This window comes from Streptomyces sp. NPDC088747 (assembly GCF_044751025.1).
In the GTDB taxonomy this organism is placed as follows: domain Bacteria; phylum Actinomycetota; class Actinomycetes; order Streptomycetales; family Streptomycetaceae; genus Streptomyces.
Map to the genome: position 1 here is coordinate 460,201 of NZ_JBIVKZ010000004.1, position 25,235 is coordinate 485,435.

Genomic DNA, 25,235 nt, shown 5'->3' on the forward strand with positions numbered 1-25,235 from the left:
CCTTCGTACATACGGTGCGGAAGTGGCAGCCCTGGCGGCCTCGACGGCAGCGGCAGCAGTGGCGGGGGATGGGGAAGGGAAAAGGCGCCGGGTAGCGGTCGGCCATTTTCAGAGTTCGAAGCTGACGGTCTTCTCGACGGTGCACGCCTCGATCCCGGCGAAGCTCAGCTCCCGCCCGAGGCCGCTGCCCTTCGTGCCGCCGAACGGCACCGAGGGCGCGGGGATGCCCGCCCCGCCGTTGATCCGCACCATGCCGGCCCTGATCTGCGTGGCGGCCCGGTGTGCCGTGGACATGCTGCCGGTGTAGACGACCGAGGCCAGCCCGTAGTCGGTGGCGTTGGCCATCCGGATGGCCTGGTCGTAGCCGTCGAACGGGACGAGCACGCCGACGGGCCCGAAGATCTCCTCCTGCGCGACGGTCATGTCGATGCCGCCGGTGAAGAGGGCCGGCTCCAGGAAGAAGCCCCGCTCGCCCAGGCGTTCGCCACCGGTCACGAGTTCGGCGCCCTCGGCGCGGCCCGTGTCGAGATAGCCCGTGACCCGATCGAAGTGCTTGCGGCTGATCAGCGAGCCGATGTGGGTGTTCGCGTCGAAGGGGTCGCCGACCCGCACCTTGCGCAGCTCGGCCGCGACCCCTTCGACGACCTGGTCCACCACGGAACGCTCCACCAGCAGCCGGGTGCCCGCTGCGCACACCTGCCCGCTGCCCTGATAGAACTGACGGGCCATCATGGGAATGAACCGGTCGACGTCGGCGTCCGCGAACACTATCTGCGGTGACTTGCCGCCGAGTTCGAGCGTCACGTACTTGAGCAGTCCGGAGGCCTTCGCGCCGATGTTCCGCCCGACCTGCGAACTGCCGGTGAAGGTGATCTTGTCCACCCCCGGGGACTCGACCAGCGCCGCGCCGGCCTCCTGCCCGAACCCGGGTACGACGTTGACGACGCCGGGCGGGAAACCCGCCTCCAGGGCCAGGGCACCGAGGTGGAGCGTGCTGAGCGGGGCGTCCTCCGGCGGCTTGAGGACCACCGTGCAGCCGGCCGCCAGAGCGGGCGCGATCTTCCAGGCCGCGGTCATCAGGGGCGCGTTCCACGGGGTGATCGCGCCGACCACACCGACCGGTTCACGGCGGACGTAGGTGTGGGTCGGCCGGCCGCCGACGTCCGGCAGGCTGACCTGTCGGCCGTCGATCTTGTCGGCCCAGCCCGCGAAGTAGCGGATCGCCGCGATCGCCGGTGTCGGGGTCTTGAACGGCTGGCCGATGTCGAGGGCCTCCAGGCGGGTGATGGCCTGGAAGTCACGTTGGAGCAGGTCGGCCAGGGCGAACAGCAGCCGGCCCCGCTCCAGCCCCGACAGCTTCGACCACCGGCCGCCGTCCACCTCCCGCCGGGCCGCCGCCACGGCGTCGGCGATGTCCTCGGCCCGACCGCGGGCCACCTGTGCCGTCTCCCGCTCGGTGGCCGGGTCGATGACGGCGAACCGCTCACCGGACCGGGCCGGCCGCCACTCGCCGTCGATCAGCAGATCGGTCGGGGGAAGTACGACCGACGCGCGTGCGTCGGTGTCGATCGTGGGCGCCACTGTCGTCATGCCGGGTTCCTTCCGTCGTGCCTGCGGCCGGTCATGCCGGCGTACCGTCCTGCCTGATCGCGATGGCCTGCGCGGGGCAGATGCGGGCGGCTTCCAGGACGTTCTCGCGCAGGTCCTCCCGCGGTGCGTCGGTGAGCAGCACGACGGTGCCCGACTCCTCGTCCTGGTCGAACACGGAGTCCTCGGCCACCACGCACAGTCCGGCGGCCACGCACTTGTGGGGCTCGATAGTTATCTTCATCGCTGGTCCGTCGCCTTCCTTGTTCCCGTGCGTTCCTGTGCCCGTCCTGCCGCGGCGGCACGGGCTGCTTCGTCGTCCCAGGTCACCGGCAGGGACCGCACGCCGTAGAAGACCGCGTCCGACTTGAAGTCCACCTGGTCGAGCGGGATCCCGGTGCGCAGGCCGGGCAGCCGGTCGAACACCGTGGAGAAGACCTCGGCCAGTTCCATCCGGGCCAGCGGCTGGCCCAGGCAGCCGTGTGTGCCGTAGCCGAAGGTGACGTGCCCGCGGGCCTCGGCCCGGGTGACGTCGAAGCGCTCCGGCTCCGGGAAGACCGAGCCGTCCCAGTTGGCCGCCGCGACCGGCACGATCAGCGCGTCGCCGGAGCGGACCGGGCAGCCCGCCACCTCGAAGTCGTCCTTGGCCATCCGTACGCCCATGGTCTGGGAGATCGTCAGATAGCGCAGGAGTTCCTCGACCGCCTGCGGCACCAGGCTCTTGTCCCGCTGGATGCGCGCCAGTTGGTCGGGGTGCTCCAGCAGGACGAGGGTGCCCAGGGCGATCATGTTCGCGGTCGTCTCGTGTCCGGCGAGCAGCAGCAGGACGGCGTCGGTGACCGCGTCCTCGTGGGTCACGTCGCCGGTCTCCACGTGCTCGTTGACGAACCGCCCGATCAGGTCGTCGTTCTGCTTGCCGTACTTGGACCGCACCACACGGTCGACGTACTCCGTCAGCTCGGTGGTGACCTTGCGGACCTGCTCCGCGGTCGCGGAGCGGTCCAGCCGGACGGCGAAGCGGGACTCGAAGAAGACATGGTCCTCGTAGTCCACGCCGAGCAGCTCACAGGCGACCGTCGACGGGACCGCGAGGGCCAGCGACTCGACCAGGTCGGCGGGCGGCCCCGCTTCGACCATCCGGTCGTAGTAGTGCCCGATCATGCCGCGGACACGTGGCCGCATCCTCTCGACGCGCTTGATCGTGAAATGGGGCATCAGCATGCGGCGGCGCTCGGCGTGCCGGGGGTCGTCCCAGCGCTGGAAGGACTGGGCGCGCTTGGCGACCGAGTCCGCCGGGCTGAGGAAGGGGAATCCCCCGCGAAGGGTCTCCGCGCTGGACGCCGGGTTGCCGAGCACCTCCCGGATGTCCTCGTACCGGGTGAAGAGCCACGCCTCGCGGCCGTCGTGGAGCCGGACCCTGCTGACCGGTTCACTCTCACGCAGCCGCTCGTACTCCGACGGCGGTGCGAAGGGGCAGGCCCCGTTCCGGGTGAACGGGTACGCCGGGGTGTCGTGGGCGGTCATCGGTTCCTCCTGCCTTCGGTGCGCGTGCGGCACGCGAGGTGGTGAGAGCGGTTCACGAGAGGGCCTCCTCGGCCGTGAGATCGGCGACCACCCGGCGTCGGCCGGCGAGCACCTGGCGCGGGTTGTCGAGACCGACGACGCCGGTGATCCGTCCGTCCCGGCGGTAGAGGGCGGCGAACCTGCCGCCGTCCAACTCGCCGTCCAGCAGTTCCAGTTCGTGCTCGCCGCTGACGAATCCATGAGCCTGTACGCGGCTGCCGTAGTGGTCGGACCAGAAGTAGGGCACCGTGCCGAAGGGGGCGTGTCCGCCGTCCGGCGCGATGATGTGCCGCGCCACATGTGCGGCCTGTTCGACGGCGTTGGTCCAGTGCTCGATGCGGGTCGTGCGGCCCGTCATGGGGTGCGTCCAGCGGACGACGTCGCCGACCGCGAAGACGTCGGGCGCCGCGGCCAGTCGCGTGTCGCAGACGACGCCGTTGTCCAGGGTGAGCCCCGAATCGGCCAGCCAGTCGACCGCGGGCACCGAGCCGATCGCGACGAGCAGCACATCCGCGTCGAGACGACGGCCGTCGGACAGCTCGACCCGGCAGCCGTCGCCGGCCGGGACCGCCGAAGCGGCCCGGGTGCCGAGGTGGAAGCGGACCCCGTGCGCCTCGTGCAGGCGCTGCAACGCGCGACCCACCTCCGGCCCCAACTGCCGCGTCAGCGGCGCCTGTTCGGTCTCGATTACATCGACCTCCGCTCCGGCGGCACGGAAGGTGGCGGCCACCTCCAGACCGATGAACCCGGCGCCGACCACCACCAGCCGGACCCCCGGTGCCAGCTCGGCGCGCAGCCTCGCGGCGTCGTCGCGGGTGCGCAGGGTGAGTGCGGCGGGGACGCGCAGAGCGGGGGGCCACACGGCGCGGACCCCGGTGGCGATCACGAGCTTGCCGAAGCCGAGGGTGTCGCCGCCCGCCAGGTCGATCCGGTGCTCGGCGGGGCGCAGTCGGACGGCGCGTTCGCCGAGCCGCCAGTCCAGGCCGAGTGCGTCGAGGTCCTGAGGGGCGCGCAACAGCTTCTCGTCGACGGACGTTCCCGCGCCGAGGTACTGCTTGGAGAGCGGAGGGCGGTCGTAGCGGGGCTCCGGTTCGGTGTCCACCACGGTGATGGCGCCGGTCCAGCCCTGGCCGCGCAGCGCCTCGGCGGTGTGCAGCCCGCCCAGCGAGCCGCCCACGATCACCACGTCGCCGCCGGCCATCAGAACACCACCACACTGCGCGCGAAGGAGCTGCTGCCCAGCTCGGCGAAGGCCTTGCCGACGTCCTCCAGGGCCAGCCGCCGGCCGACGAGTTCACCGAGCCGGAGGTGTCCGGCCCGGTAGAAGCGCACGATCCGTTCCAGGTCGCGGGCCGGTACGACGGCCCCGCCCCGGCAGCCCAGCAGTTGCCGGTTGCCGACGAGGGCGAACGCGTCGAGCGAGAGGGTGGCGCCGACCGGCGGGATGCCGACCATCACACACTTGCCGCCGACCCGGGCCAGGGTCAGCGCGGACGCGGTGAGCGAGGGGTTGCCGACCACCTCGAAGACGATGTCGGCGCCGTCCGGCTCGATCGCGCGGATCGCCGCCGGCACGTCCCCGCGGGCGTCCACCGTGTCGGTGGCGCCGAAGCGCCGGGCCAGGTCCAGCTTCTCGGGCAGCGTGTCGACCGCGACGATCCGGGAGGCGCCGGCGATCCGGGAGGCCTGGATGACGTTGGCCCCCACCCCGCCGCAGCCGATGACCACGACCGTGTCACCGGGTTGCACCTGCCCGATGTTCAGGGCGGCCCCCACTCCGGTGATCACCCCGCAGCCGGTCAGACAGAACTCGTCCAGCGGCAGGTCGGAGTCGATCCGTACCGCCTGCTCCTGGCGGACGGTCGTGTACTGGGAGAGCGTGCCCACACCGAAGAACGGATGGGCGGGCTCGCCGTCGCGGCGCATCCGCGTGGTGCCGTCGGCGGCGAGGCCCGCGATGGCCTGGGCCCGCTTCGGGCTGTTGCAGTGCGCGGCCAGACCGCGCGCACACTGGCGGCAGACACCGCAGGGCACCGCGAGCGCGCACACCACGTGATCGCCCTCGCGGAGCGCGGTGACACCCGCGCCGACGCTCTCGACCACTCCGGCGCCCTCGTGTCCGAGGACGACCGGGAGGCCCCGCAGGGGGTGCGTGCCCTCGACGGCGTGGCCGTCGGTCCCGCACACCCCGGAGGCGGCCATCCGGACCCGGACCTCACCGGGCCCGGGGTCCAGGACGTCGATCTCCCGCACGAGCGGGTCCTTGCCGGGCTTCTCCAGTACCAGGGCCCGGGACTTGATCACTGCCATGTCATCACCGCTTCCTCGGGGTGTGGCCGGTGTCCGCGCGTCCGGCGGGCCGCCGCAGTCGGTGTCGGGTCGGGGAGTCTCACCGGAGTACGCCCCTCTCGTGCAGGTCCGCGATCTGCTCGTCGTCCAGTCCGAGCAGATCGCGCATGACGTCGTCGGTGTGCTCGCCGAGCAGCGGCGCGGCGCCGGTCAGCCGGGAGGGGGTGCGCTCGAAGCGGTAGGCGGGGCCGTTGTAGTCGAGGGTCCCCATCTCGGCGTGGGGCAGCGGCCAGAAGTGTCCGCGGGCCCGGAGCCGCTCGTCGGCCAGCAGGTCGGAACCCGTCAGGACGACACCCGAGGGGACGCCCGCCGCCTGCAGACGGTCCATCAGCTCGAAGGGGTCGGCGACCGCGGTGAGCGAGGCGGCCAGGCGTTCGACCTCGGCGGACCGGATCAGGCACTCCACCGCCGACAGCTCACGCAGCGGCTCGGCGTCGCCGTACCGGCCGAGGACGTCGAGCAGGCCGTGCCATTCGGCGTCGGTGCGAGCCTCCACGGCGATCCAGCGGTCGTCTCCCGCGCAGGGCAGTACGGCGTGCAGCCGGCGGCCCTTCGCCGCGTTGCCCGCGCGATCCGGGGCCGAGCCGGTGAGCTGGTACTCCAGCAGGTGCGCGGCGAGGATCTCCACCGTGCTCTCCACCTGGGACATCTCTATGCGCTGGCCCTGGCCGGTGCGCTCGCGGTGGATCAGGGCCGCGGTCAGCGCGGCCATCGCGTAGCGCGGCGAGGTCGAGTCCGTGTAGGCGCCCTTGGGCAGCGCGGGAGCCCGGTCCGGCCAGCCGGTCAGGGCGTGGATGCCGGCGGCGGCGGCCCCCTGGGCGCCGAATCCGGCGAGCGAGGACCAGGGCCCGTCATCGCCGTAGAGGGAGGAACTGAGGAAGACGACACCGGGGTTGGTCTCGCGCACCTGCTCGTAGCCCAGTCCCCAGCGGTCCATGACGCCGGGCCGGAAGTTCTCGGCGACGACATCGGCCCAGGCGGCCAGGCGCCGGACGAGTGCCCGGCCCTCCTCGCTGCCCATGTCGACGGCGACACTCTGCTTGGAGCTGTTGAAGTCGGCGAAGAAGCCGCTGCGGTTGATACCGGGTCTGCCGTCCTTGAAGGGGCCGCCCAGGCGAACGCTGTCGGGGTGCCGGCCGGACTCGATCTTCACCACGGTGGCGCCGTTGTCGGAGAACTGCTTGGTCACGATGGGCCCGGCCGCCGCCCAGGTGAAGTCGAGCACCTTGAGCCCGGCGAAGATGCCCTCGCCCGAAGCCGGCTCGCGGCCGGCGGGCGGTGCGGGCCGGTCGGTCGACGGGGCGGGCCGGTCGGTGGTCACAGTGCCTCCGCGGAACGCAGGACGGCCGTCTCGTCGCGGGTGAGGCCCAGGGCGGCGAGAACGTCCTCGGTGTCGGCGCCCGCCTCGGGTGCGCGCCGGAAGTCCACGACGGGGGTGGCGCCGAGCCGGGCGAACGGCCCCGGATGCAGGGCCGTGGTGCCCCGCCTCTCGTCCCGGACCTCGACGAAGAAGTCACGGGCCAGCAGTTGTTCGGCGGTCAGCAGTTGCGGTACGGAGTAGATCGGCGCGAGCAGGATGCGGTGCTTCATGCCGCGCTCCACCAGCTCGTCCAGGGTGCGGCTGCGGATGAAGTCGCCGATGGCCTCGGTCACCTCGTCGTACGCCTCCTGCGGAACGGTGAAGCGCTCGGGACCGTTCCAGTCGTGGGCGAGGAGGATGTCCTTGAAGTACCCCTCCTGGCGCATCCACTCGACCAGGGCCGAGAAGGACGCCTCGCGGACGGCGCCGCCCCCGCCGCCGACCGGCCCGAACTGGACATGGCCGTCCTTGCACGGCCACACCAGCCGGGTGGAGAAGCTGTTGCCGCGTTCCTTCTTGACCGCGCCGCCGCGGATCTCGTCGATGCCGAGACACTGCCAGGTCATGGTGGTGTTCAGCAGACTCCACACCACACAGCTCTGCAGGGAGACGTCGACGCGCTGGCCGATGCCCGTGCGCAGCGCATGGTAATAGGCCATCAGCGCCGCGAAGGCGGCTTCGGCGCCGCCCTGGAGCAGGGCGACGGGAGCGCCGATCCCCACCGGCGCCCGGTCGGTGTCGCCGTTGAGGTAGAGGTGGCCGCCCTGTGCCTGCAGGGTGAGGTCGGTGGCGAGAGTGGTCTCGTGGGCTCCGCGGCCGTAGGGCCAGATCTCGCAGAACACCAGGCGCGGGTTGGCCGCCGTGCACAGCGCGTGCAGTCGGTCGGCCTCCGCCGGGGCGCCGACGCGCTCCCAGTCGACGACCACGATGTCGCTCGTGGCGGCCAGCCGGCCGAGGAGCTCGCGGCCCGCCTCGGCGTCGATGTCGAGGGTGACGCTGCGCTTGTTGAGGTTGTGGGCGAGGAAGGCGAAGCTGTGCCGTTCGCCGTCGGGGCCGTGGAAGGCGGGCTCGGCGCGCCGGGCCTCCTCGCCGCCGATCGGCTCGATCTTGATCACTTCGGCGCCGAGGTCGGCCAGTACGCGTCCGGCCACCGCGGCGGAGGAACGGCTCAGCTCCAGCACCCGGCAGTCGGCCAGTGCGACCTGCGGGGCGCGCTCGGCCACCGCGGACACGTCTGTCATCGGTCTCCTCCTGGTTCGGTGCTCAGTACGGCGAGAGCTGAACGGTCGTACGGGCCGATCTGTACGAGGCAGTTGCGCACCCCGGGGACCTGCCGGGCCCCCGCGGTCCCCAGGACCTGGACTATTCCTTCGCGCAGGTGGCCCATCCCGTGCAGGCGGCCCTCGCCCAGCGCCCCGCCGAAGGTGTTGACGGGCAGTGCGCCGCCGGGTGCCGTGTGACCGTCGGCGACGAACTTCCAGGCGGTGTACGGATCGCACCAGCCGAGCCGCTCCAGCCACTCGTAGAGCATCGGCGAGTAGCCGTCGTAGAGCTGGCAGACCTGGATGTCCCGCCGGGCCACGCCGGACCGCTCGAAGATCGCGGCGGAGTCGGTCCAGTTGGTCCAGCCGCGCAGATAGGCGGCGGGTCGCCCGCTGCGCCGGGCCTTTTCGGCGGAGACCATGACGAAGGCCCCGGCCCCGCAGACCGGCATGTCGCAGTCGTAGAGGCCCAGTGGTTCGACGGTCAGGGGCGCGTCGAGGTAGGCGTCGCGGGTGAGTTCCTTGTCGCGGAAGACCGCGACGGGGTTGGCGCGGGCGTGCTCGCGTGCGGCGTGCACCACGTGCCACAGGTCCTCCCGCCGGGCTCCGGACAGTTCGAGGTAGCGCTGTGCCCGGACGGCGAACCGGGTGCCGCCGGGACCGGCGCCGAACGGCAGCCGGTACAGGTCGGTGCCGCGCGCGACCACGTCACCGGAGACGGCCGGTGCGCCCCGTGCGCCCGGGGCGTGGTGGACGGCCCGCACCCCGAGGACACACCGGCACTCCCCGGCGGCGATCGCCTGCGCGGCACCGGCCGCCATCCCGACGGCGAACCCCGAGACGTCGGACGCCCACCCCAGCCTCCCCAGACCCAGCGCGTCGGCCACCAGGTACGCCGTCACGTGGTCCGCTCCGTCGACATGCCCGGCGCCCGGGTTGGGTGAGCCGGCGATGCCGACATAGCCGTCCACCTCGTCCCGGTCGATGCCCGCCGCGTCGAGCGCGTCGACGGCTGCGTCCAGCGCGTAGGCCAGGATGCCCCGGTCGGAGTGCCGGTCGACCGTGCTGTAGCCCGCCGAGACGAACGCGGCGGCGGACCGGGCGCTCACGGGGTGCCCCCGTGCCGGACGCCTGCCCGCGGGCTCACGGACCGGTGGTGCTTGTGCTCGTGACCGGCGCGGGGCTCCGGGCGGAACCTGTCGGGACCTGCGCCGTAGGGGCCGACGATCGGCATCTCGTTCTCCCACCTGCTGATGCGAGGGGTAGGGGCGTCACACCGGCCAGTCGGTGGCGGCCAGGGAGTCCGCGTCGCGGTTCCACAACTGCGAGACACGGTCGGTCAGACCGGCCCGCCGCACCCGGTGCCGGGCCTGCTGGTCACCGATCGGCGCGCGCTGCGCCGGGGGCCGCTCGCCCCCCGCCAGCATGGTGAGAACGACCTCTATCCGGCGGTGGTCGAGCAGGCTCAGTGCCTCGGTGATGGACTCCGCCTGCGCCGTGCAGTCGGGCAGTTCCGGGTGCTCGACATGGCGGACCCAGGTTCCGTCCGGCAGCGGCTGCGACTGCGCCGTCACCAGGTACGGGACCCTCAGACAGTCGCCGACCGTCCTGATGGAGGCGGTCATGCCGGTTCCTTCTCGACCCAGATCGCCAGTTCGGGGCAGTGGGTGACGGCCTCGCGGACGGACTTCTCGGCCACGTCGCCCGTGACGGTGTCGGACCTGAGGACGACGAGCGCCTCGTCGTCGACCTCGAACACGTCCGGGGCGAACAGTTCGCACTGGCCGTGGCCCTTGCACAGATCCCGGCTGGCACCGATCTTCATCATCTTTTCCTTTCCCGGGGGACTTCTCCGGCGGACCCTTTCTCGGGACGCACCCGGCGGAGCCGTCCGTGGACTGGGACTCAGGGGACTTCGTAGCCGAGGGGTTCACCCCCGGCGCGGCGGATGAAGCCGTCGAGGGACTCGGTCCACGGCACGCCGTCCTTGAGCAGGGCGGCCACGGCCCGCACCCGGTAGAGCGAGGGGTCGGTCACTATGGTCGGCAGCTCTCCGTCCGTGCGGTACGCCTCCACGCAGTCCCGCATCGCCTGCCGGGCCACCACGAGTCCGGCGTCGCTGGAGGTGAGGTGTTCGTGGCTGCGCGGCGCGAGGTGGGTGGCGCCGCTCTGGGTGCCGGAGTCCTGGACCCACAGTCCCGGGAGACCGGAGAAGTAGGTCTCGCGCTGGAGCTCGTAGTCGAACAGGTAGTTGGTGTCGTGCCGGTACTTGCTGATGAAACGCCAGTACGGCACGTTGTGCGGAACGGTGTCGTCGAAGGCGAGCCTGCTGGGGTGGCCCGTCTCGCGGCCCCGGTAGCCGTTGGTGAACACGTCGACCATGCGCTCGTTCAGCGGCCGGTCGGGGAGGTAGGTGAACCCGACGCACAGGGTGTGTGTGTCGTCGATGGGCACCCAGGCGTGGCCGGTCAGTTCCGCCCACTCCGAGCCCTTCGGCGGTACGAGCGTGTAGAAGGGCATCATGAAGTGGTTGACGCGCCAGTAGAGTTCGCCCTCCTCCTGGGTGGGCCTGCGCGCACCGATACTGATCCCGAAGTCCTGCTGGACCACGTCGAAGACCGGCCGGCCGGAGCGCGCCGCCATGGTGTTGGAGCGCTTGCTGGTCTTGTCCAGGCGTCCGTGGAGGATCGGCGCGTGTGCCGAGTCGATCTCCCCCTCGTAGGAGCTGAGCCAGTCGGCCTCCTGCACCCGGAAGGAGACATGCACGTTCTCCTCCGGCACCAGGTTCCACTCCAGTTCGGGCAGCTCCGGGGGGTCGCCTTCGCCCATGTAGGTCCACAGCACCCCGTTGCGTTCCCGGACCGGGTAGGCCTTGATCCTGATGTGCTGCTTGAACCGGCTGGTCTCGGGCTCGGCCGGCATGTCCGTGCACTGACCGGTGACGTCGAACTGCCAGCCGTGGTAGACACACCGCAGTCCGCAGCCCTCGTTGCGGGCGTAGATCAGCGGGGCGCGGCGGTGTGCGCAGGCGGTGTCGACGAGGCCGACCGCTCCGTCCTCACGACGGAAGGCGATCAGGTCCTCACCCATCAGCCGGACCGGGAACGGCTCCCCGCCGGGGGCGACCGCGTCCGACGGGAGAAACGGGAGCCAGAAGCGACGGAGGAAGGCCCCGGTAGGCGTCCCCGGGCTCACCCGGGTCAGTTCGTCGGCTTCCTCTGCGGTGATCACGATGCACAACTCCGTTCGTCTGCGCGGAATGTGGACGCCGGCGCCGCGCCAGGGCGACAGGCGTCGGGGACATCCGGGGAGCGTGATGAAGGCTCACGACGCATGCGGTCGGATGGCGATCCAGCGTTCGCTATGCGTCCACCGGCCACATCAGGACGTTAAATCCGGTTACAGGCGCGTGTCAATAGCGACCACATGTTCGCTGAACGAACCATCATGATGCCAATCGAACTGGAGTTCGATCAAAAAGTCAGAAGTAAGCGCGGAAGGGGGCCGGGCGCGTACGCGCCCCGCTCCCTTCCGCGCCAAGGGGTCAGGTGCGCTGCTGCCGGAAGACCCAGTCCAGCTCCACGGCGGCCTCCTTCAGTACGGGAAGGTGCTCGCGCCGCACCGTCTGGACCGTCCCGACCGAGGCGTGCGAGGACACGCCAATGGCCAGCGGGGGCTGCTGCGACCGCGGCACCGGCACGGCGCAGGCCCTGACCCCGATCTCGATCTCCTGGTCCAGGATGCAGTAGCCCTGTGCCCGGACCCTCCCCAGCTCCTCGCGCAGGACATCGGCATCGGTGATCTCCCTGGAGGTCCCGTGCCGGAAGTCGGCCGTGCGGAGATAGTCGTCGAGCTCGCCGTCGGAGAGACCCGCGAGCAGCACCCGGCCGCTGGCCGTGCGGTGTGCGGGGATCCGGGTGCCGACGCTGAGCGCCAGCTTCATCACGCGCGGATAGGTGGTCTGCGCTCGCGCCACGAACACGGCGTCGTGGCCGTCCAGGACGGCGGCGATGCACGACTCGTGCACCTTCTCGGCGACCTCGAACAACTGCTGCTGGAGCAGTTGGTCCACGGGCACGGACGCCAGGTAGGCGTACCCCAGCTCCAGCACGCGCGGGCGCAGCGAGTACCGGCCGCCGGCCAGGCCGACGTAGCCCTCCGCCTCCAGGGTGCGCAGCAGCCGTCTGGCCGTCGACCGGTTCAGTCCGGCGGCCTTCGCCACCTCGGCGATCGTCAGGGCCGACGCGTTGACGGAGAAGCAGCGGATGACGGCCAGCCCGCGGCTGAAGCCGCTGACGAGCTCGGCGCGTCCACCCTCACCGTCCTCGTCCCCGATGTCGGCCGGCTCGGTGGGACGGTCCAGATTCGACGCGGGCACTCGCGACACACCTTCCTCGCTTTCCGCCTGGGGGCAGGCAGTTGTCCACGTCCACGGTACGGGACGGTGCGTTGACGCTTCGTTCGGTCCGGACCTACGGTAATAGAAGCGAACTCCTGGACGCACAGCGAACACGCTGTTCGGGTCGGTTCGACCGTGCTTGTGACCGTGCTTGTGGACGGGGCATCCACAGGAAGAGGGTGCCGTGAACGACAGCGCAGCGGACGCACGACACCGCTCCTCCCCGGACGACGCCGTACAGGGGCTGGAGGTCGACGTGGTGGTCGTGGGCGCGGGCCTCGCGGGACATGCCGCCGCGCTGGCCGCGGCCGAGCGCGGGGCCGAGGTGTGCCTGCTGGAGAAGCTGGCCGAATTCGGCGGCTCCTCCGTGCGCGCGGGCGGCGGAATGCTGTTCGCCGGCACCGAGCTGCAGGAGGAGGCCGACGTCGAGGACGACCCCGAGGAACTGCGGCGGGCGATCCTCGACACGGGGCAGGCGCGCAACGACACCCGTACGGTCGACGCGTACGTCGGACACCAACTGGAGACCTTCCGCTGGCTGTGCCGCAGCGGAGTGCGGTTCACGCTCGCGCCGGCCAACGGCAACATGCCGGTGCCGAGGCTGCACGTGGCGGCGCAGGACGTCACGCACGCGCTGCACGACCGCCTGCGACAGACACCCCACGTGACGTACTGGCCGAGTTCGGCCGCACTGCGCCTCACCAGGACCGCGGACGGCAGGGTCGGCGGCGTCCGCGTGCGGCGGGCCGACGGGGGCGAGGCGATGGTGACGGCGCGCTCCGGTGTCGTGCTGACCACGGGCGGTTTCTCCCGGAGCGAGGAACTGCTGCGGGCCTTCGCGCCACGGGTGGTCGACGTGACGAAGATGGGTGGCGCGGGCAACACGGGCGACGGCCTGCGGATGGCCGCGGGACTGGGGGCCCGCCTGGTCGACATGGGGTACGTCGAGGCGACCTTCGGGGCTGTCGGCACCGACCGGCCGCGCCTGATGTTCGCCCATGCCGACGGTGCGATCGTCGTCGATCAGGACGGGCGCCGGTTCGCCGACGAGTCACTGAGCTACAAGACACTCGGCCGGCTCTGCGCCGAGCAGCCCGGGGGGATCGCCTACCAGATCTTCGACCGGCGGGTCTTCGAACGGTCACAGACGAGGCCGACCCCCCGCGACTACCGGCGAGCCCTCGCCGACGGCCTGCTGATGGAGGCCCCGACCGTCCCGGCACTCGCCGAGCGGCTCGGAGTGGACCCCGACTCGCTGGACGCGACCGTCCGGCGCTACAACCAGCACGTCCGGGCCGGCGCCGACCCGGACTTCGGGCGCCCGGTCGGCGCCGGGGCCATCGGACACGGCGCGGTCGACACCCCGCCGTTCTACGGTCTGCGCTGCGCCGCCGGGCTGACCGCGACGTACTGCGGAACGGCCGTGGACGACCGGCTCCGGGTGATCGATGTGTTCGGCGACGTCATCCCCGGCCTGTACGCGGCGGGCGAGGTGGTCGGCGGCTTCCACGGAGCCGGGTACCTCACCGGCACGGCCCTGGGAAAGGCGGCGGTGTTCGGCCACCTGGCGGGCACGGTGGCGTCTTCCGACGCGCGGTGACGCGGCGCCCGAGGCCGCGCCGCCGGTCCGTCCCTGCCCGGCGTCGCCGCGTAGGCCGCCGACGACCGTGCGGTCACCGGGGTGGCGGGCGGCCCGACACCAGTACCGACGCGGGCGTCCGTCAGTGCAATCCGGTCGTCGACACAGACCTCGGCCGGCGCCGTGCACGCGCGGCGGCCCTGCTCACCATGCCGCTGCCCGGCGCCGTCCGACATCCACCGGGACGAGGAACTCGGCCTGCCGGAGGCCGAGGACATCCCCGCCGACCGCCGTGATGACCCCGTCTACCACCGTACGCGGGGCAAGGATCCCCGCCGGGACGGCTGTCGTGTGCCGCTGCCCTGGGACGGGACCGCGGAATCCTACGGGTTCGGCCCGGCCGGCGCCGAGCCCCCGGGCTGCCGCAGCCCGCCGCCTGAGCACAGCTCAATGCCGCCGCCCAGGAGTCCGACCCCGCTTCCATGTGCCATGTCTCTACACCGCAGCACGACCCTGACCTGGCGGGCAACGGAGTCCGCTCCCCGCGAAAGCTCTATGAAGTGGCTCGACGTCCGGTTCGGTCCTCGGCCACCGGCATCCTCACCATGTGGGAGCACCCCGCCGAGCAGGTGGCCGCGCGGATCGCGGACCTCGACGCGAGCGGTTCGTCCTGGGCCTGGGCGTCAGCCACAGCGCGCTGGGACCGCAGCGCGCGAAACCGTACAGCGCGATGGTGGCCTACCTCGACGCCGCCGTTCCGCCCCTGGGCAGCGGATGTCGGGTGCCGGCGGCGCTCGGCTCCCGTGCGATGGCACGGGCCCGGTCGAGGTCGGTGTCGAGCACGACGGTGACCTCCGGGGCGAGAAGCGCATGCTGGCCTGTACCTCCAACTGCCCCACTACACCAACAACCTGCTGCGCCTGGGCTTCACGGAGAGCGACTTCTAAGGCGGCGGCAGCGCACGTCTGCTGCGAGCCGTATGGCGTGAGTTGGCCGAGGTGTTCGCCGACCGGTTGTAGAGGGCGGCTGGGACCACGGCTGTCTTGAGCCCCGGCCGGGCCGGGACGTCAGGACGGTTCCCGCGTCGGGTGGGTGGCGTCGTAGCGGGTCCGGTTGTCGTTGATCTCGTGGCGATGTACGGCGGCCCAGTTCCCGAGAGCGACGACGGAGTCCAGCAGCATCGTGCCGAGTTCGCTGAGTGTGTAGTCCACGCGCGGGGGAACAACGGGGTGCACGGTGCGGATCAACAGGCCGTCACGTTCGAGCTGCCGCAGTGTCAGGGTGAGCATCCGCTGGGAGATGCCGGTGACGGTGCGGTGCAGTTCGCCGAAGCGCAGGGTGCCGTCGCGGAGCCGGCCGATGATCAGGATGCTCCACTTGCTGCCGATGAGGCCGAGGATCTGGAGCACCTGCCGGCACCCCTCCTTGTCCGGCTCGGGACCGGTGCCCGCCGCCGGGGACCGCGTGGAATCGCCGTGCTGAGCGGCCGAGGGGGCGTTCGTACGGGGCTCCAACGGTTACCTCCGTGTGTGTCACTGACATGAATGTGCCGTCTTGCCGCGGTTCCCCCGGTAACAAATCATGGGGTCACTCACAAAAGGTAAGTGACTGGCGCCGAATAGGGCGGCGCCGATCCAATCGTGCTCGTCGGAGAGGATTCCTCGTGGTGAAGACACTCATCGTTGTCGGTGCCGGCCCGGGGCTCGGGATGGGAGTGGCTCGGGCGTTCGGCCTTCAGGGGTTCCGGGTGGGGTTGATCGCCCGTACCGAAGGGACACTGGACATCCTGGTCCGTGAGCTCGACGAACTGGGCATCATGGCCGCCTCGCTTCCCGCCGACATCCGTGATCGTGCCGCACTTGTCAGGGCCCTCACCCGGGCGAGGGACCTGCTGGGCCCGATCGACGTGCTCGAATACGGCCCCAGCCCGACCGGGCCGATCACCCACGCCGCACGGACCACCGCCGACTCCGCCACCGCACAGTTCGAGTTGCACGTGCTGGGCGCGGTGACGGCCGTGGGCCAGGTGCTGCCCGAGATGCTGGCCCGAGGCGCGGGCACGCTCCTGCTGACCACCGGCGTCTCCTCGGCGGTCCCCGCACCCTTTCTCGCCAACGTGGGTATGGCCATGGCCGGCCTGCGCAACTGGGCGCACACCCTGCACGCCGAACTCGGCCCGAGGGGCATCTACGTGGGGACGGTGACGATCGCCTCCGGGGTCGTCCCCGGCGGCGGCGAGGCCGACCCCGACGCAATCGGTGCCCGCTACTACGACATGTACCAGCGGCGGGACCGCGTCGAAGAGGTCGTCGGTGACCTGGACGCCTTCCGGTCTCTCGTCGCCCGAACAGGCGGGCGCGGCGTTCCGGCCGTACCGACCGGTCCCGCGGACTAGTCCGCGGCTCCCCGCCGGAGCGTCCGACGAGACGCCCCCGCGAGGAGCAACCACGAGGAGCAACCACGAGGAGCAACCGGGCTTCCGACGCGACGAGCTCTCGAGCCGGTCGGGCGCGGGCAGCGGAGGCAAGGTCGGCCGGGCGCCCCGAAGTAGGTTTCCTGCTGCGACAGTTGGGCGCGGCGTGCTTCATCGGCATCGTCTCTCTGATCGGAAGCGTCCCGACGAGGCAGCCGGGCTACGCAGCGGCTGCGGGCGGTGTCGCAACTGCGCGGTCACGATGACCGCGAACAGTTTCTCGTCGGCGTCGACATCTTCCTGACCGGCATCGCGGCCCAGCGCTGATTACTTACCGGCGCCGGTGCCGTATCGGCATCGGCGGGGGTCGCGGCGACTACGTACGCCGTCTTGGGGCAGGCGCGGTTCAAGTTCGGCGATCTGCGCTCCGGCGCGCGACGAGTTCGGCGATGCAGCGTCGCCGCATGGTGTGCGGGCAGGGCCGGGAGGCCGGGCGATGCGCGAAGTGCGCCTGCTCAGGCGTCCGCGGGCATTCCGAGAAGGCGGCGTGCGGCGCTCACGAGCGCGTGCCTGATGTCAGCCTCGGAACATCCTGAGGCTTTGAGTGTGGTGATGAGTTCGACCTGCAGTCCCCCGAGAAGCAGGTGGGCGGTGTACTCCGCCGACTGTGCCTGGAAGCCCGCCTGCTCCAGCAGGTCGCGCAACACGCCGTGGACCCACACGTAGTGCGGGGCTGACAGCAGACTCGTGGCGTTCATCTCACGTGCCGCGAGCAGGGCCGGGTTCTCCAGCTTGAAGTTCAGCAGCTGCTCCAGGATCGAGACGACCCGCTCGGCAGCCGGCACATCGGGGCCGATCGGGGACCCGGCGCGGTGGAACTCCTCGCGCCAGGGTGCCAGGCGTGCCGCGAACAAGGCGTCCAGCAAGCCGTCCCGATTGCCGAAGGCCCGGAAGAGCGTGCCCTTGCCGACCCCGGCCGCTGCCGCTATGGCGTCCATCGTGACCGCACCGGGGGCCGTGGAGGCAGTCAGGAGCTCGTCGGCGGCGCCCAGGATGCGGTCGCGGGGGACGGTGGGACGCCCCCGCCGAGCCTTTTCGGACTGAGGGTCCGTAATGGTGGTACGCTTTTTAGGACTCATAGTCCGTAATTCTAGAGGAGCCCGTCATGGACGACGAAGCGGAATTCCCCGTCTGGCTGGCGGAGGCCGCGATCGGCCTCGCCGAAGGCGATGTCGACACCTGGCTGCAGATGTACGCCGACGACGCTGTGCACGAGTTCCCGTTCGCCGCAGCAGGTGACGTCCGCCAGCTCGAAGGCAAGCCCCAGATTCGCGCCTACATGGCTGCGATGGACGGCAGTGTGCAGTTCGGCACCCTGGACGACATCACCGTGCGTGAGCTGGGCGAGGACGTGATGATCGAGGCCGAGGGGCATCATTTCGATGCGGCCACCGGTGATCCCTTCGACATCCGCTACCTGTGGATCATCGAGCGCCGCGACGGCCTCGTGACCCGGCTGAAGGACTACATGGGGCCGCGGCGTCCCGCCGGTGGGGCAGCCTGATGCGCGTCTTCGTCACAGGTGGCACCGGCTTCATCGGCTCCGCGGTCGTGCGCGATCTGATCGAGTCGGGGCATGAAGTCCTGGCCCTGGCCCGCTCGGAAGCTTCCGCTGTGACACTTCAGGCGGCAGGCGCCACGGCGCACCCGGGCAGCCTGGAAGAGCCCGAGCGTGTGCGCGATGGAGCTGCCCGCAGCGACGCGGTGATTCACACCGCGTTCGACAACAAGAGCATCAGCAGGTTCCCCCGGAACAGCCGCACCGAGCGCGCCGCTCTGCAGGCCGTCGCAGAGGCGTTCGCCGGCACGGACCGGCCCCTCGTCGCGGCCGGCGGATTCGCACCCGTCATCGCGTCCGGACCGGTCTTCACCGAAGACGACCCCGCTTCCACCAAAGCGGGCCCCGTCGGACGCAATGTGGAACGCACGATCATGGGCCTGGCGGAGTCGGGCGTGAACGCATCGATCGTGCGGATGCCGTGCGTACACGGCGACGGCGACCGGTTCACGCTCCCGCGCTTCATCGAGCTCGCCCGCAAACACGGCACATCGGGCTACATCGGCCAGGGCGAGAACCGGCTGCCGGCCGTTCACCACACGGATGCCGCTCGTGTGTTCCGCCTCGCCGTCGAGCGCGGTGCCCGCGCCGGCCGCTACCACGCCGTTGCGGAAGAGGGCGTGCCCTACCGGTCGATCGCCGAAGTCATCGGCCGCCGTCTCGGGGTACCGACGGTCAGCATGTCGCCACTCAAAGCCCGTCGCCACTTCGGTCTGTATACGGCCTATGCGGAAGGAGACGGGCCGGCGTCAAGCACCGCTACCCGAGAACTGCTCGGCTGGGTGCCCCAGGGACCTGGACTACTGGAAGACCTCGACCGACCCGAATACTTCACCAGCTGAGAACCTCGGAGGAGTCACCACGGTGACGCCGCCGGGAAGAATCCAGCTCAATAGCCCTTATGGGCAGGGTCTCGACAGCCCTGGGCTGAAACCAGGCGGATCCAGTGGTGTGGCCGATGGCGGCGTGGTGGTGCCGCAGTTGAGGTGCTGGAACTGCCAGGTGCGGGACCAAAGACGGGACACTGTGCAGGAAGGCGTGCAAGTCTCGTGCCGGCCTTCCCGGAGCACCCTGGTCGATCAGAGTGACGACAGTGTCAGGGTCGGAGTTCTCCTACTGGCAAGTTGCTCCGGAGCGCGGTCGACAGCGCGGTTACCGCACGCACTTCATCGAGCACGCCGCAACCCTCGGTGTCGACGTCGAGACCGTTCAACGCGTTCCCGGGACCCGGGATTCGGTCCGGTCCCGAAACGGTGGGCAGTGCAGCGGACCTACGGCTGGTTCATGTTGCACCGCCGTCTGGCCCGCGGTTACGAATCCACCCGCACCGTTCCGAAAGCCCTGATCCAGCTCGCCGTGACCGGCCTGATGGTCCGCCGCCTCGCAGGAGAGAGCACCATCTTCACGGAAAGCTTGGAGGCGTCCAGTGCCATGAGTTCCCGGCTGTTCCGTCCGCCGGACGCCGGATGGCCACGCACGGGTTGGCGATGTGCTCAGGTGTTGGCACATCGCCGACCCGGGGCGGCTCAGACGGTGCGGAGCCACACTCCGGTGTCGGGAGGCAGCAGCCCGTCGGACAGCGGCTCGGAGGCGACGAGTACGCCGCTGTTCTGCGGCAAGGGCATGGCTACCTCGGAGAGATTGATCATGCAGGTGAAGTCGTCTCCGCGGGTGAACGCGAGGATCTGCTCCGGGGCGTCGAGCCAGTTCAGGGTACTGTCGCCCAGCGCGGATTCTGTTGCTCTCAGGGTCAGCACCGTGCGGTAGAGGTGAAGCATGGAAGTGGAGTCGGACTCCTGGACGGCAACGCTCAGCTGTGCCCATGCGGCGGGCTGGGGCAGCCAGGGACGTTCGGCGCCGGCGGGGCTGAATCCGTAGGACTCCGTGTTCTCGTCCCAGGGCAGAGGCACACGGCATCCGTCCCGGCCGGGGTCCTCGCCCTGCGTACGGTGGTAGATGGGGTCGTCGCGACGGTCGGCGGGGATGTCCTCGACCTCTGGCAGGCCGAGCTCCTCCCCCTGGTAGATGTAGACGGCGCCGGGCAGTGCCATGGTGAGCAGGGCGGCCGCGCGGGCGCGGCGCCGACCGAGGTCTTCGTCGACGACCGGGTTGTACTGACGGATACCCGCGGCGGTACTGGTGTCGGGCCGCCCGTAGCGGGTGACGTGGCGGGTGACGTCGTGGTTGGACAGAACCCAGGTACTGGGCGCCTCGACTTCGGCGTGCGCGGCGAGTGTCTGATCGATGCAGGCACGCAGAGCCGGGGCGTCCCAACTGCAGCCCAGGAAGTCGAAGTTGAAAGCCGCGTGCAGTTCGTCGGCGCGCAGGTACCGGGCGAAACGGGCGGGGTCGGCGAGCCAGACTTCTCCGATCAGTGCGCGCTGATCGGGATAGGAGTCGGCGACCGCACGCCACCCCCGGTAGATCTCGTGGTTCTCGTCGAGGTCGACATAGGGGTGGGGATCAGGGAAGACGGAGTGGTCGTAGTCGGGCAGGGCGGGGTCTTTGCTGCACATGGCGGCCGAGTCCACACGGATGCCGTCGACTCCCCGATCGAACCAGAACCGCAGCACGTCCTCGTACTCCTCGCGCACCAGGGGATTGCGCCAGTTGAGGTCGGGCTGCTCAGGGGCGAACAGGTGTAGGTACCACTGGCCGTCGGGAACGCGGGTCCAGGCCGGGCCGCCGAAGATGGACTGCCACTCGTTGGGAGGCAGCTCGCCTTCGTCGCCGCGGCCGTCACGGAACCAGAACAGGTCGCGTTCCGGAGAGCCGGGAGCGGCGTCGAGAGCCGCCATGAACCAGGCGTGCTCGTTGGAGACGTGGTTGGGGACGACGTCGACGATGATGCGGATGCCGTGCTGATGGGCTTCGGCGATGAGCTTTTCGGCTTCGGCGAGGGTGCCGAAGCGGGGGTCGATCTGCCTGAAGTCAGTGACGTCGTAGCCGGCATCGGCCATAGGGGTCAGGTACCAGGGGGAGAACCAGATGGCCTCGATGCCCAGTCGGTGAAGGTAGTCGAGCCGGGAGCGCACTCCGGCCAGGTCGCCGATACCGTCGCCGTTGCCGTCGGCGAAGCTGCGCGGGTAGACCTGGTAGATGGCTGCGTGTCGCCACCAGTCGGTGGTGCGCGGGGTCATGAGACCTGCCTCCTGTATGAAGCGAGTGGGTGGGTGCCGCGGGCCCGAGAGCGGGGACTTGGGGTCCCTGCCCCGCGAGTCATGGGGATGGTCGGCCGCGGATCCGGGAGGGCGTCCCGGACCCGCGGCCGACCATGATCACCAGCCGGAGTTGCCGCTCTCGCGCTGGATGGTGAACCCGCCGGCGACGTCGAGGGCGCCGGCGGCGGTGCCGGTGACCTTGGTGTTGGAGAAGGTGCCCTTGCCGCCGGCGAACACCTCTATGCCATGGGCACCGGTCTTGTTGATGGTCAGTCCGTCCACGCGCAGGTCGGTGACCTGCTTCTGCCAGGAGACGAGCAGCCCGCTGTAGGTGGAGTCCTCGACGGTGTTGTCCTTGAGGATCACGGGCTGGGTGATGTCGTGGCGGTCGGCGTAGATCCACAGGGCGCCGAGCTTGGAGTTCCAGTTCGGCTCCAGGCTGCCGGTGCGACGCAGGACGTTGCCGGAGACGGTGGTGGTTCCGCTGAACGGTTCGCCGAAGCGGGTGGAGACGGTGATGCCGGCGGCGGAGGTGACGGTGTCGGAGATGAGGTTGCTCTCGACGCTGTTGCCGCTTCCGCCGTAGATCGCGGCGCCGTTGGAGAGCATGGGCAGCTGGATGGTGTTGTTGCGGAAGGCGCTGTTCCTGACGGCGCCGGGGTCGGACCACATGGCCATGGCGTCGTCGCCGGTGCCGCGGATGCTGCTGTTGGAGATGACGGTGTTCTGTACGTTGCCGCGCAGGTTGACGCCGTCGGCGTAGGTGTTGCGGATGCGCAGGTCGCTGGCCTTGAGCCCGTTGGTCGAGGCCGTTACCCACAGGCCGACCTTGGTGTGCTGGATCCAGACGTTGCGAATGGTGGAGTTGGTGCCGAAGTCACCCTCGATGGCGGCGTGCCCGGCATCGTCGTTGCGCACGGTGTTCTGGCCGTCGATCATCAGATCCTCGACCGTGCTGGTACCGCCCTTGGCAAGCAGACCGCCCTTGAGGCCGGTGCCGCGCAGGACGGTGTGCCAAACTCCCGCGCCGCGCAGCTTCACCCCGGTGAGGTTGACATGGTCGGAGATGTTGTACGTTCCGGCGGGCAGGAACAGGCCCTTGCCTTGGCTCCTGGCCTGTTCCAGCGCGTTGTTGAGAGCGGCGGTGACGTCCTGGCTGCCCGGTGTGACACCGAGGTCGCGGGCGGACACGTACCCGCTCGGCAGCGTCCCGGCGGTTGCGGCCTGTTCCGCTTCCAGGAGGTCGACGGTGTAGGAGGCGGCGGTGTCCGTGGCGTCCTTCTGCAGGCGCAGGACGGTGCCTGCCGGCAGCGTCTGGCCGAGGTGGAGGCGGGACTCGTCGAAGAACCGGTGAGCCTTGCCCTGGCCGGGATCGTTGGTGTACGGGTAGTCGCCGTACACCCAGGCATAGCGCGAGGTCAGGCGGAGGTCGGTCAGCTCGTTGCCGCCGGTGTAGACGCTGAGGGAGGCGTCCACGCCCCGGCCGTCGCTGCTGTCGGGCAGGGAGTAGCGCAGGTTGATCGCGTTGGCGGGCTTGGTCAGCGTGATCTCGACGTAGTCGCCGGTCCTGACCAGCTTCACAGCTCTACGGCCCGACGCTTCTGACGCTTCCGTGAGGTAGGTGCGGTCGGGGCCGACGGCTTGGGCGTTGGTCTTCCCGGCCTCGGCCTCGTAGGTCGTGAACGGCAACGTGGCACCGATGCCACTCGGATCCGGAGTGCCGGGATCGGGGTCACCGGGGCCGGTGGGGGTGGTCGCCTTGAAATGGTCGATGTTGACGTTGCCGCTGTCGCTGCTGGTGAAGGCCAGGGTGAGGTTGTTGGTTCCCTTGGCGAAGGTGACCGGGACATCGACGGTGGACCAGGCGGCCCAGCCGCTGGTCGCCGGCAGGGTGACCTGTGAGGTGCTCCCGCCCACCGACAGGGTCAGTGTCTTGGCCGAGCCGGTGCCGTTGGCGTAGCGGACGGTCACGCTGCCGCTGCCCTGGTAAGCGGACTGGACGCCGGTGGTGATTGAGGCGTTGCCCTTGTTGCCGTCGGTCAGTCCTCCGACGTAACCCGTTCCCGTGTAGCCGGTGTGCTCTTGTTCCGTGACCGCGCCGCCGGACAGGGCGGCGGACTCCGCTTCCAGGGTGGAGGGGGCGGCGGGCCCCGGGGTGTCGGGAGTGTCGGCGGCGAGGCTGTCGATGTTGACGTTGCCGCTGTCGCTGCTGGTGAAGGCCAGGGTGAGGCTGTTGGTTCCCTTGGCGAAGGTGACCGGGACATCGACGGTGGACCAGGCGGCCCAGCCGCTGGTCGCCGGCAGGGTGACCTGTGAGGTGCTCCCGCCCACCGACAGGGTCAGTGTCTTGGCCGAGCCGGTGCCGTTGGCGTAGCGGACGGTCACGCTGCCGCTGCCCTGGTAAGCGGACTGGACGCCGGTGGTGATTGAGGCGTTGCCCTTGTTGCCGTCGGTCAGCCCACCGACGTAACCCGTTCCCGTGTAGCCGGTGTGCTCTTGTTCCGTGACCGCGCCGCCGGACAGGGTGGTGGACTCGGCCTGCAAAGTGGTGGTGGCCGCGTGGGCGGGTACCGGTACGGCCAGGCTGTAGGAGACCGCGCCGGTCAGAGCGAGCAGCATGGCAGCGGATATGCATGCGGTGGGCTTGAGGGACCTTGCGGTGCGGTGGATCGACACAGCGGTGTGTCCTTCCGGGAAGGGGCGGCTCGGCCCTTTTGGGATGTCGGCGGCGGGCCGACGATTGTCCGCCGTTGTGCAGGGGACTGCGCCGGTGGCGAGGCGGACCGCCAGGTGGCGCCCGCGTCAGGATGCGGACTTGACGCGGTGGGCGGGCTGGTGTCACCGATCCGAGTGGGTCTCGCCGGGGGAACGGCCGGGAGTGCTGGTCGGACGGAGAGGCGTGTGCTGCGGTGGTTTCCGCCGTCGAACGGTGCGCCGGTGCGAAGGGGGAGAGGAGTTATGGCGGTACGGGGCGTAGCGCGCCTTGTCAGGCGTGTACCGGGCGTTCTGCCGTGACGGTGTCTGGAGGGGTGGGGCAGAAGATGTGGACGGGTCAGCCTTTGAGGCTGCCTGCGGTGAGGCCCGCGATGATGTGCCGCTGGAAGAGCAGGAAGATCACCAGCAGGGGGAGCGAGGCCATGACCATGCCGGCCAGCAGTTGGTTGGCGGGCATGAATTCGGCCAGTCGGTTGAGTGCGACGGTGATGGGCTGGCGTGCCGGGTCCGGGAGGACCAGCAGCGGCCAGAGGAAGTCCTTCCATACTCCGACGACGGCGAAGATCGAGACGACTGCCAGGACCGGCCGGGACAGTGGCAGGACGACAGACACCAGAACGCGCAGTGGTCCTGCACCGTCCATGCGCGCGGAGTCCAGGAGCTCAGCGGGAATCTGGTCGAAGAAGCGCTTCAGGATGAAGATGTTGAACGCGTTCGCGCAGGCCGGCAGCCAGATCGCCCATGGTGTATTGATCAGGTTGACGCCGAACAGCGGCACGTCGGTGACGGTGAGGTAGGTCGGCACCAGGAGAGCGGAGACCGGCAGCATCAGAGTGGCCAGCATCATGCCGAGGACGATGTTGCCCAGGGCCGGCCGCAGCTTGGACAGAGCGTAGGCGGCAGCCACGTCGACGAGGAGCTGGGTCAGCCAGGCGCCGACGGCCAGGACCAGGGTGTTGAGGAAGTAGTCCCCCAGTCCGACGTTGACCCACGCCTGGGAGTAGGACTCCGGGTGCCAGCTTTGCGGAAGGAAGGTGGGGTTGGGGTCGGCCAGTTCGGAGGAGGATTTCAGTGCCCCGCTGGCCATCCAGTACAGGGGGAAGACAAAAGCGAGGGTGAAACCGATGACGGTCGAGCACAGGACGAACCGGTAGAGGAAGCGGCCGGTCCGCCGGTTCATCTCGGCGGGGGCGATGAGGGTGCGTTCGAAGGATTCCGACATGACCGTT

General features: G+C 70.2%; 21 protein-coding genes and 2 pseudogenes. 6 read left to right on the plus strand and 17 right to left on the minus strand.

Annotation, left to right across the window (positions count from 1 at the left end; all coding sequences use genetic code 11):
- Window positions 1-108: 108 nt before the first annotated feature.
- The 12 genes from ACIP79_RS12790 to ACIP79_RS12845 form a co-directional block, all read right to left on the minus strand.
- Window positions 109-1,590, minus strand: a complete 1,482-nt coding sequence (locus ACIP79_RS12790; protein ID WP_401222537.1) for an aldehyde dehydrogenase family protein — start codon at window positions 1,588-1,590, stop codon at window positions 109-111.
- A gap of 31 nt (window positions 1,591-1,621) precedes the next feature.
- Window positions 1,622-1,831 (minus strand): ferredoxin, encoded by a 210-nt coding sequence (locus tag ACIP79_RS12795; protein ID WP_401222539.1) that lies wholly within the window; start codon window positions 1,829-1,831, stop codon window positions 1,622-1,624.
- Window positions 1,828-3,111, minus strand: a complete 1,284-nt coding sequence (locus ACIP79_RS12800; protein ID WP_401222541.1) for a cytochrome P450 — start codon at window positions 3,109-3,111, stop codon at window positions 1,828-1,830. The genes ACIP79_RS12795 and ACIP79_RS12800 overlap by 4 nt, the downstream gene beginning before the upstream one ends.
- A 52-nt stretch (window positions 3,112-3,163) precedes the next feature.
- Window positions 3,164-4,351, minus strand: a complete 1,188-nt coding sequence (locus tag ACIP79_RS12805; protein WP_401222542.1) for an NAD(P)/FAD-dependent oxidoreductase — start codon at window positions 4,349-4,351, stop codon at window positions 3,164-3,166.
- On the minus strand, window positions 4,351-5,460 hold the full coding sequence (locus tag ACIP79_RS12810; protein ID WP_401222543.1) for a zinc-binding dehydrogenase: 1,110 nt from the start codon (window positions 5,458-5,460) through the stop codon (window positions 4,351-4,353). The genes ACIP79_RS12805 and ACIP79_RS12810 overlap by 1 nt, the downstream gene beginning before the upstream one ends.
- Before the next feature lie 79 nt (window positions 5,461-5,539).
- Window positions 5,540-6,820 (minus strand): CaiB/BaiF CoA transferase family protein, encoded by a 1,281-nt coding sequence (locus ACIP79_RS12815; RefSeq protein ID WP_401222545.1) that lies wholly within the window; start codon window positions 6,818-6,820, stop codon window positions 5,540-5,542.
- A complete protein-coding gene (locus ACIP79_RS12820) occupies window positions 6,817-8,100 on the minus strand; it encodes a CaiB/BaiF CoA transferase family protein (RefSeq protein ID WP_401222547.1) in 1,284 nt (427 codons plus the stop codon). The genes ACIP79_RS12815 and ACIP79_RS12820 overlap by 4 nt, the downstream gene beginning before the upstream one ends.
- A complete protein-coding gene (locus ACIP79_RS12825) occupies window positions 8,097-9,230 on the minus strand; it encodes a thiolase family protein (protein ID WP_401222549.1) in 1,134 nt (377 codons plus the stop codon). Before ACIP79_RS12825 ends, ACIP79_RS12820 begins: the two co-directional genes overlap by 4 nt.
- A gap of 162 nt (window positions 9,231-9,392) precedes the next feature.
- Entirely contained in the window at window positions 9,393-9,746 is a 354-nt protein-coding gene (locus tag ACIP79_RS12830; RefSeq protein ID WP_401222551.1) for a type II toxin-antitoxin system HicB family antitoxin, read from the minus strand.
- The gene (locus tag ACIP79_RS12835; RefSeq protein WP_401222553.1) at window positions 9,743-9,949 is read right to left on the minus strand and encodes a ferredoxin; all 207 of its coding nucleotides are present in this window, start codon (window positions 9,947-9,949) and stop codon (window positions 9,743-9,745) included. Before ACIP79_RS12835 ends, ACIP79_RS12830 begins: the two co-directional genes overlap by 4 nt.
- 77 nt (window positions 9,950-10,026) lie before the next feature.
- Window positions 10,027-11,352: a Rieske 2Fe-2S domain-containing protein gene (locus ACIP79_RS12840; protein ID WP_401222555.1), complete on the minus strand. Its 1,326-nt coding sequence runs from the start codon at window positions 11,350-11,352 to the stop codon at window positions 10,027-10,029.
- A gap of 313 nt (window positions 11,353-11,665) precedes the next feature.
- The gene (locus ACIP79_RS12845; protein ID WP_401222557.1) at window positions 11,666-12,499 is read right to left on the minus strand and encodes an IclR family transcriptional regulator C-terminal domain-containing protein; all 834 of its coding nucleotides are present in this window, start codon (window positions 12,497-12,499) and stop codon (window positions 11,666-11,668) included.
- A 205-nt stretch (window positions 12,500-12,704) separates the two neighbouring features.
- Between ACIP79_RS12845 and ACIP79_RS12850 the strand changes: the two genes are divergently transcribed.
- Both ACIP79_RS12850 and ACIP79_RS12855 read left to right on the plus strand, forming a co-directional pair.
- Window positions 12,705-14,120 carry an FAD-dependent oxidoreductase gene (locus ACIP79_RS12850; RefSeq protein ID WP_401222559.1) on the plus strand — a complete coding sequence of 472 codons (1,416 nt, stop codon included), beginning with the start codon at window positions 12,705-12,707 and terminating at the stop codon, window positions 14,118-14,120.
- 566 nt (window positions 14,121-14,686) lie between these two features.
- Window positions 14,687-15,043: pseudogene (locus ACIP79_RS12855) on the plus strand (LLM class F420-dependent oxidoreductase); the annotation flags it as partial.
- Window positions 15,044-15,166: 123 nt separating this feature from the next.
- Here the strand turns inward: ACIP79_RS12855 and ACIP79_RS12860 are convergent.
- Window positions 15,167-15,613, minus strand: a complete 447-nt coding sequence (locus tag ACIP79_RS12860) for a winged helix-turn-helix transcriptional regulator (RefSeq protein WP_401222561.1) — start codon at window positions 15,611-15,613, stop codon at window positions 15,167-15,169.
- A gap of 149 nt (window positions 15,614-15,762) precedes the next feature.
- On the opposite strand from ACIP79_RS12860, the gene ACIP79_RS12865 reads away from it, so the two are divergent.
- The gene (locus ACIP79_RS12865) at window positions 15,763-16,494 is read left to right on the plus strand and encodes an SDR family NAD(P)-dependent oxidoreductase (protein WP_401222563.1); all 732 of its coding nucleotides are present in this window, start codon (window positions 15,763-15,765) and stop codon (window positions 16,492-16,494) included.
- A gap of 533 nt (window positions 16,495-17,027) precedes the next feature.
- Here the strand turns inward: ACIP79_RS12865 and ACIP79_RS12870 are convergent.
- Window positions 17,028-17,651, minus strand: coding sequence for a TetR/AcrR family transcriptional regulator (locus ACIP79_RS12870; protein ID WP_401222565.1), 624 nt, complete (start codon window positions 17,649-17,651; stop codon window positions 17,028-17,030).
- A gap of 26 nt (window positions 17,652-17,677) precedes the next feature.
- Here ACIP79_RS12870 and ACIP79_RS12875 point away from each other — a divergent pair, with 26 nt between their 5' ends.
- From ACIP79_RS12875 to ACIP79_RS12885, 3 genes and pseudogenes are all read left to right on the plus strand, one after another.
- Complete coding sequence (locus ACIP79_RS12875) at window positions 17,678-18,076, plus strand: nuclear transport factor 2 family protein (RefSeq protein ID WP_401222566.1); 399 nt, start codon at window positions 17,678-17,680, stop codon at window positions 18,074-18,076.
- Window positions 18,076-18,972: an SDR family oxidoreductase gene (locus tag ACIP79_RS12880; RefSeq protein ID WP_401222568.1), complete on the plus strand. Its 897-nt coding sequence runs from the start codon at window positions 18,076-18,078 to the stop codon at window positions 18,970-18,972. The genes ACIP79_RS12875 and ACIP79_RS12880 overlap by 1 nt, the downstream gene beginning before the upstream one ends.
- A 308-nt stretch (window positions 18,973-19,280) precedes the next feature.
- Window positions 19,281-19,531: pseudogene (locus tag ACIP79_RS12885) on the plus strand (IS5/IS1182 family transposase); the annotation flags it as partial.
- 125 nt (window positions 19,532-19,656) lie between these two features.
- Here the strand turns inward: ACIP79_RS12885 and ACIP79_RS12890 are convergent.
- The 3 genes from ACIP79_RS12890 to ACIP79_RS12900 all read right to left on the minus strand — a co-directional run bounded on the left by ACIP79_RS12890 (window position 19,657) and on the right by ACIP79_RS12900 (window position 25,228).
- Window positions 19,657-21,270 (minus strand): glycoside hydrolase family 13 protein, encoded by a 1,614-nt coding sequence (locus tag ACIP79_RS12890; RefSeq protein WP_401222569.1) that lies wholly within the window; start codon window positions 21,268-21,270, stop codon window positions 19,657-19,659.
- A 138-nt stretch (window positions 21,271-21,408) separates the two neighbouring features.
- Complete coding sequence (locus ACIP79_RS12895) at window positions 21,409-23,910, minus strand: carbohydrate-binding protein (protein ID WP_401222571.1); 2,502 nt, start codon at window positions 23,908-23,910, stop codon at window positions 21,409-21,411.
- 433 nt (window positions 23,911-24,343) lie between these two features.
- Window positions 24,344-25,228, minus strand: coding sequence for a carbohydrate ABC transporter permease (locus tag ACIP79_RS12900; RefSeq protein WP_401222573.1), 885 nt, complete (start codon window positions 25,226-25,228; stop codon window positions 24,344-24,346).
- Window positions 25,229-25,235: the final 7 nt, after the last annotated feature.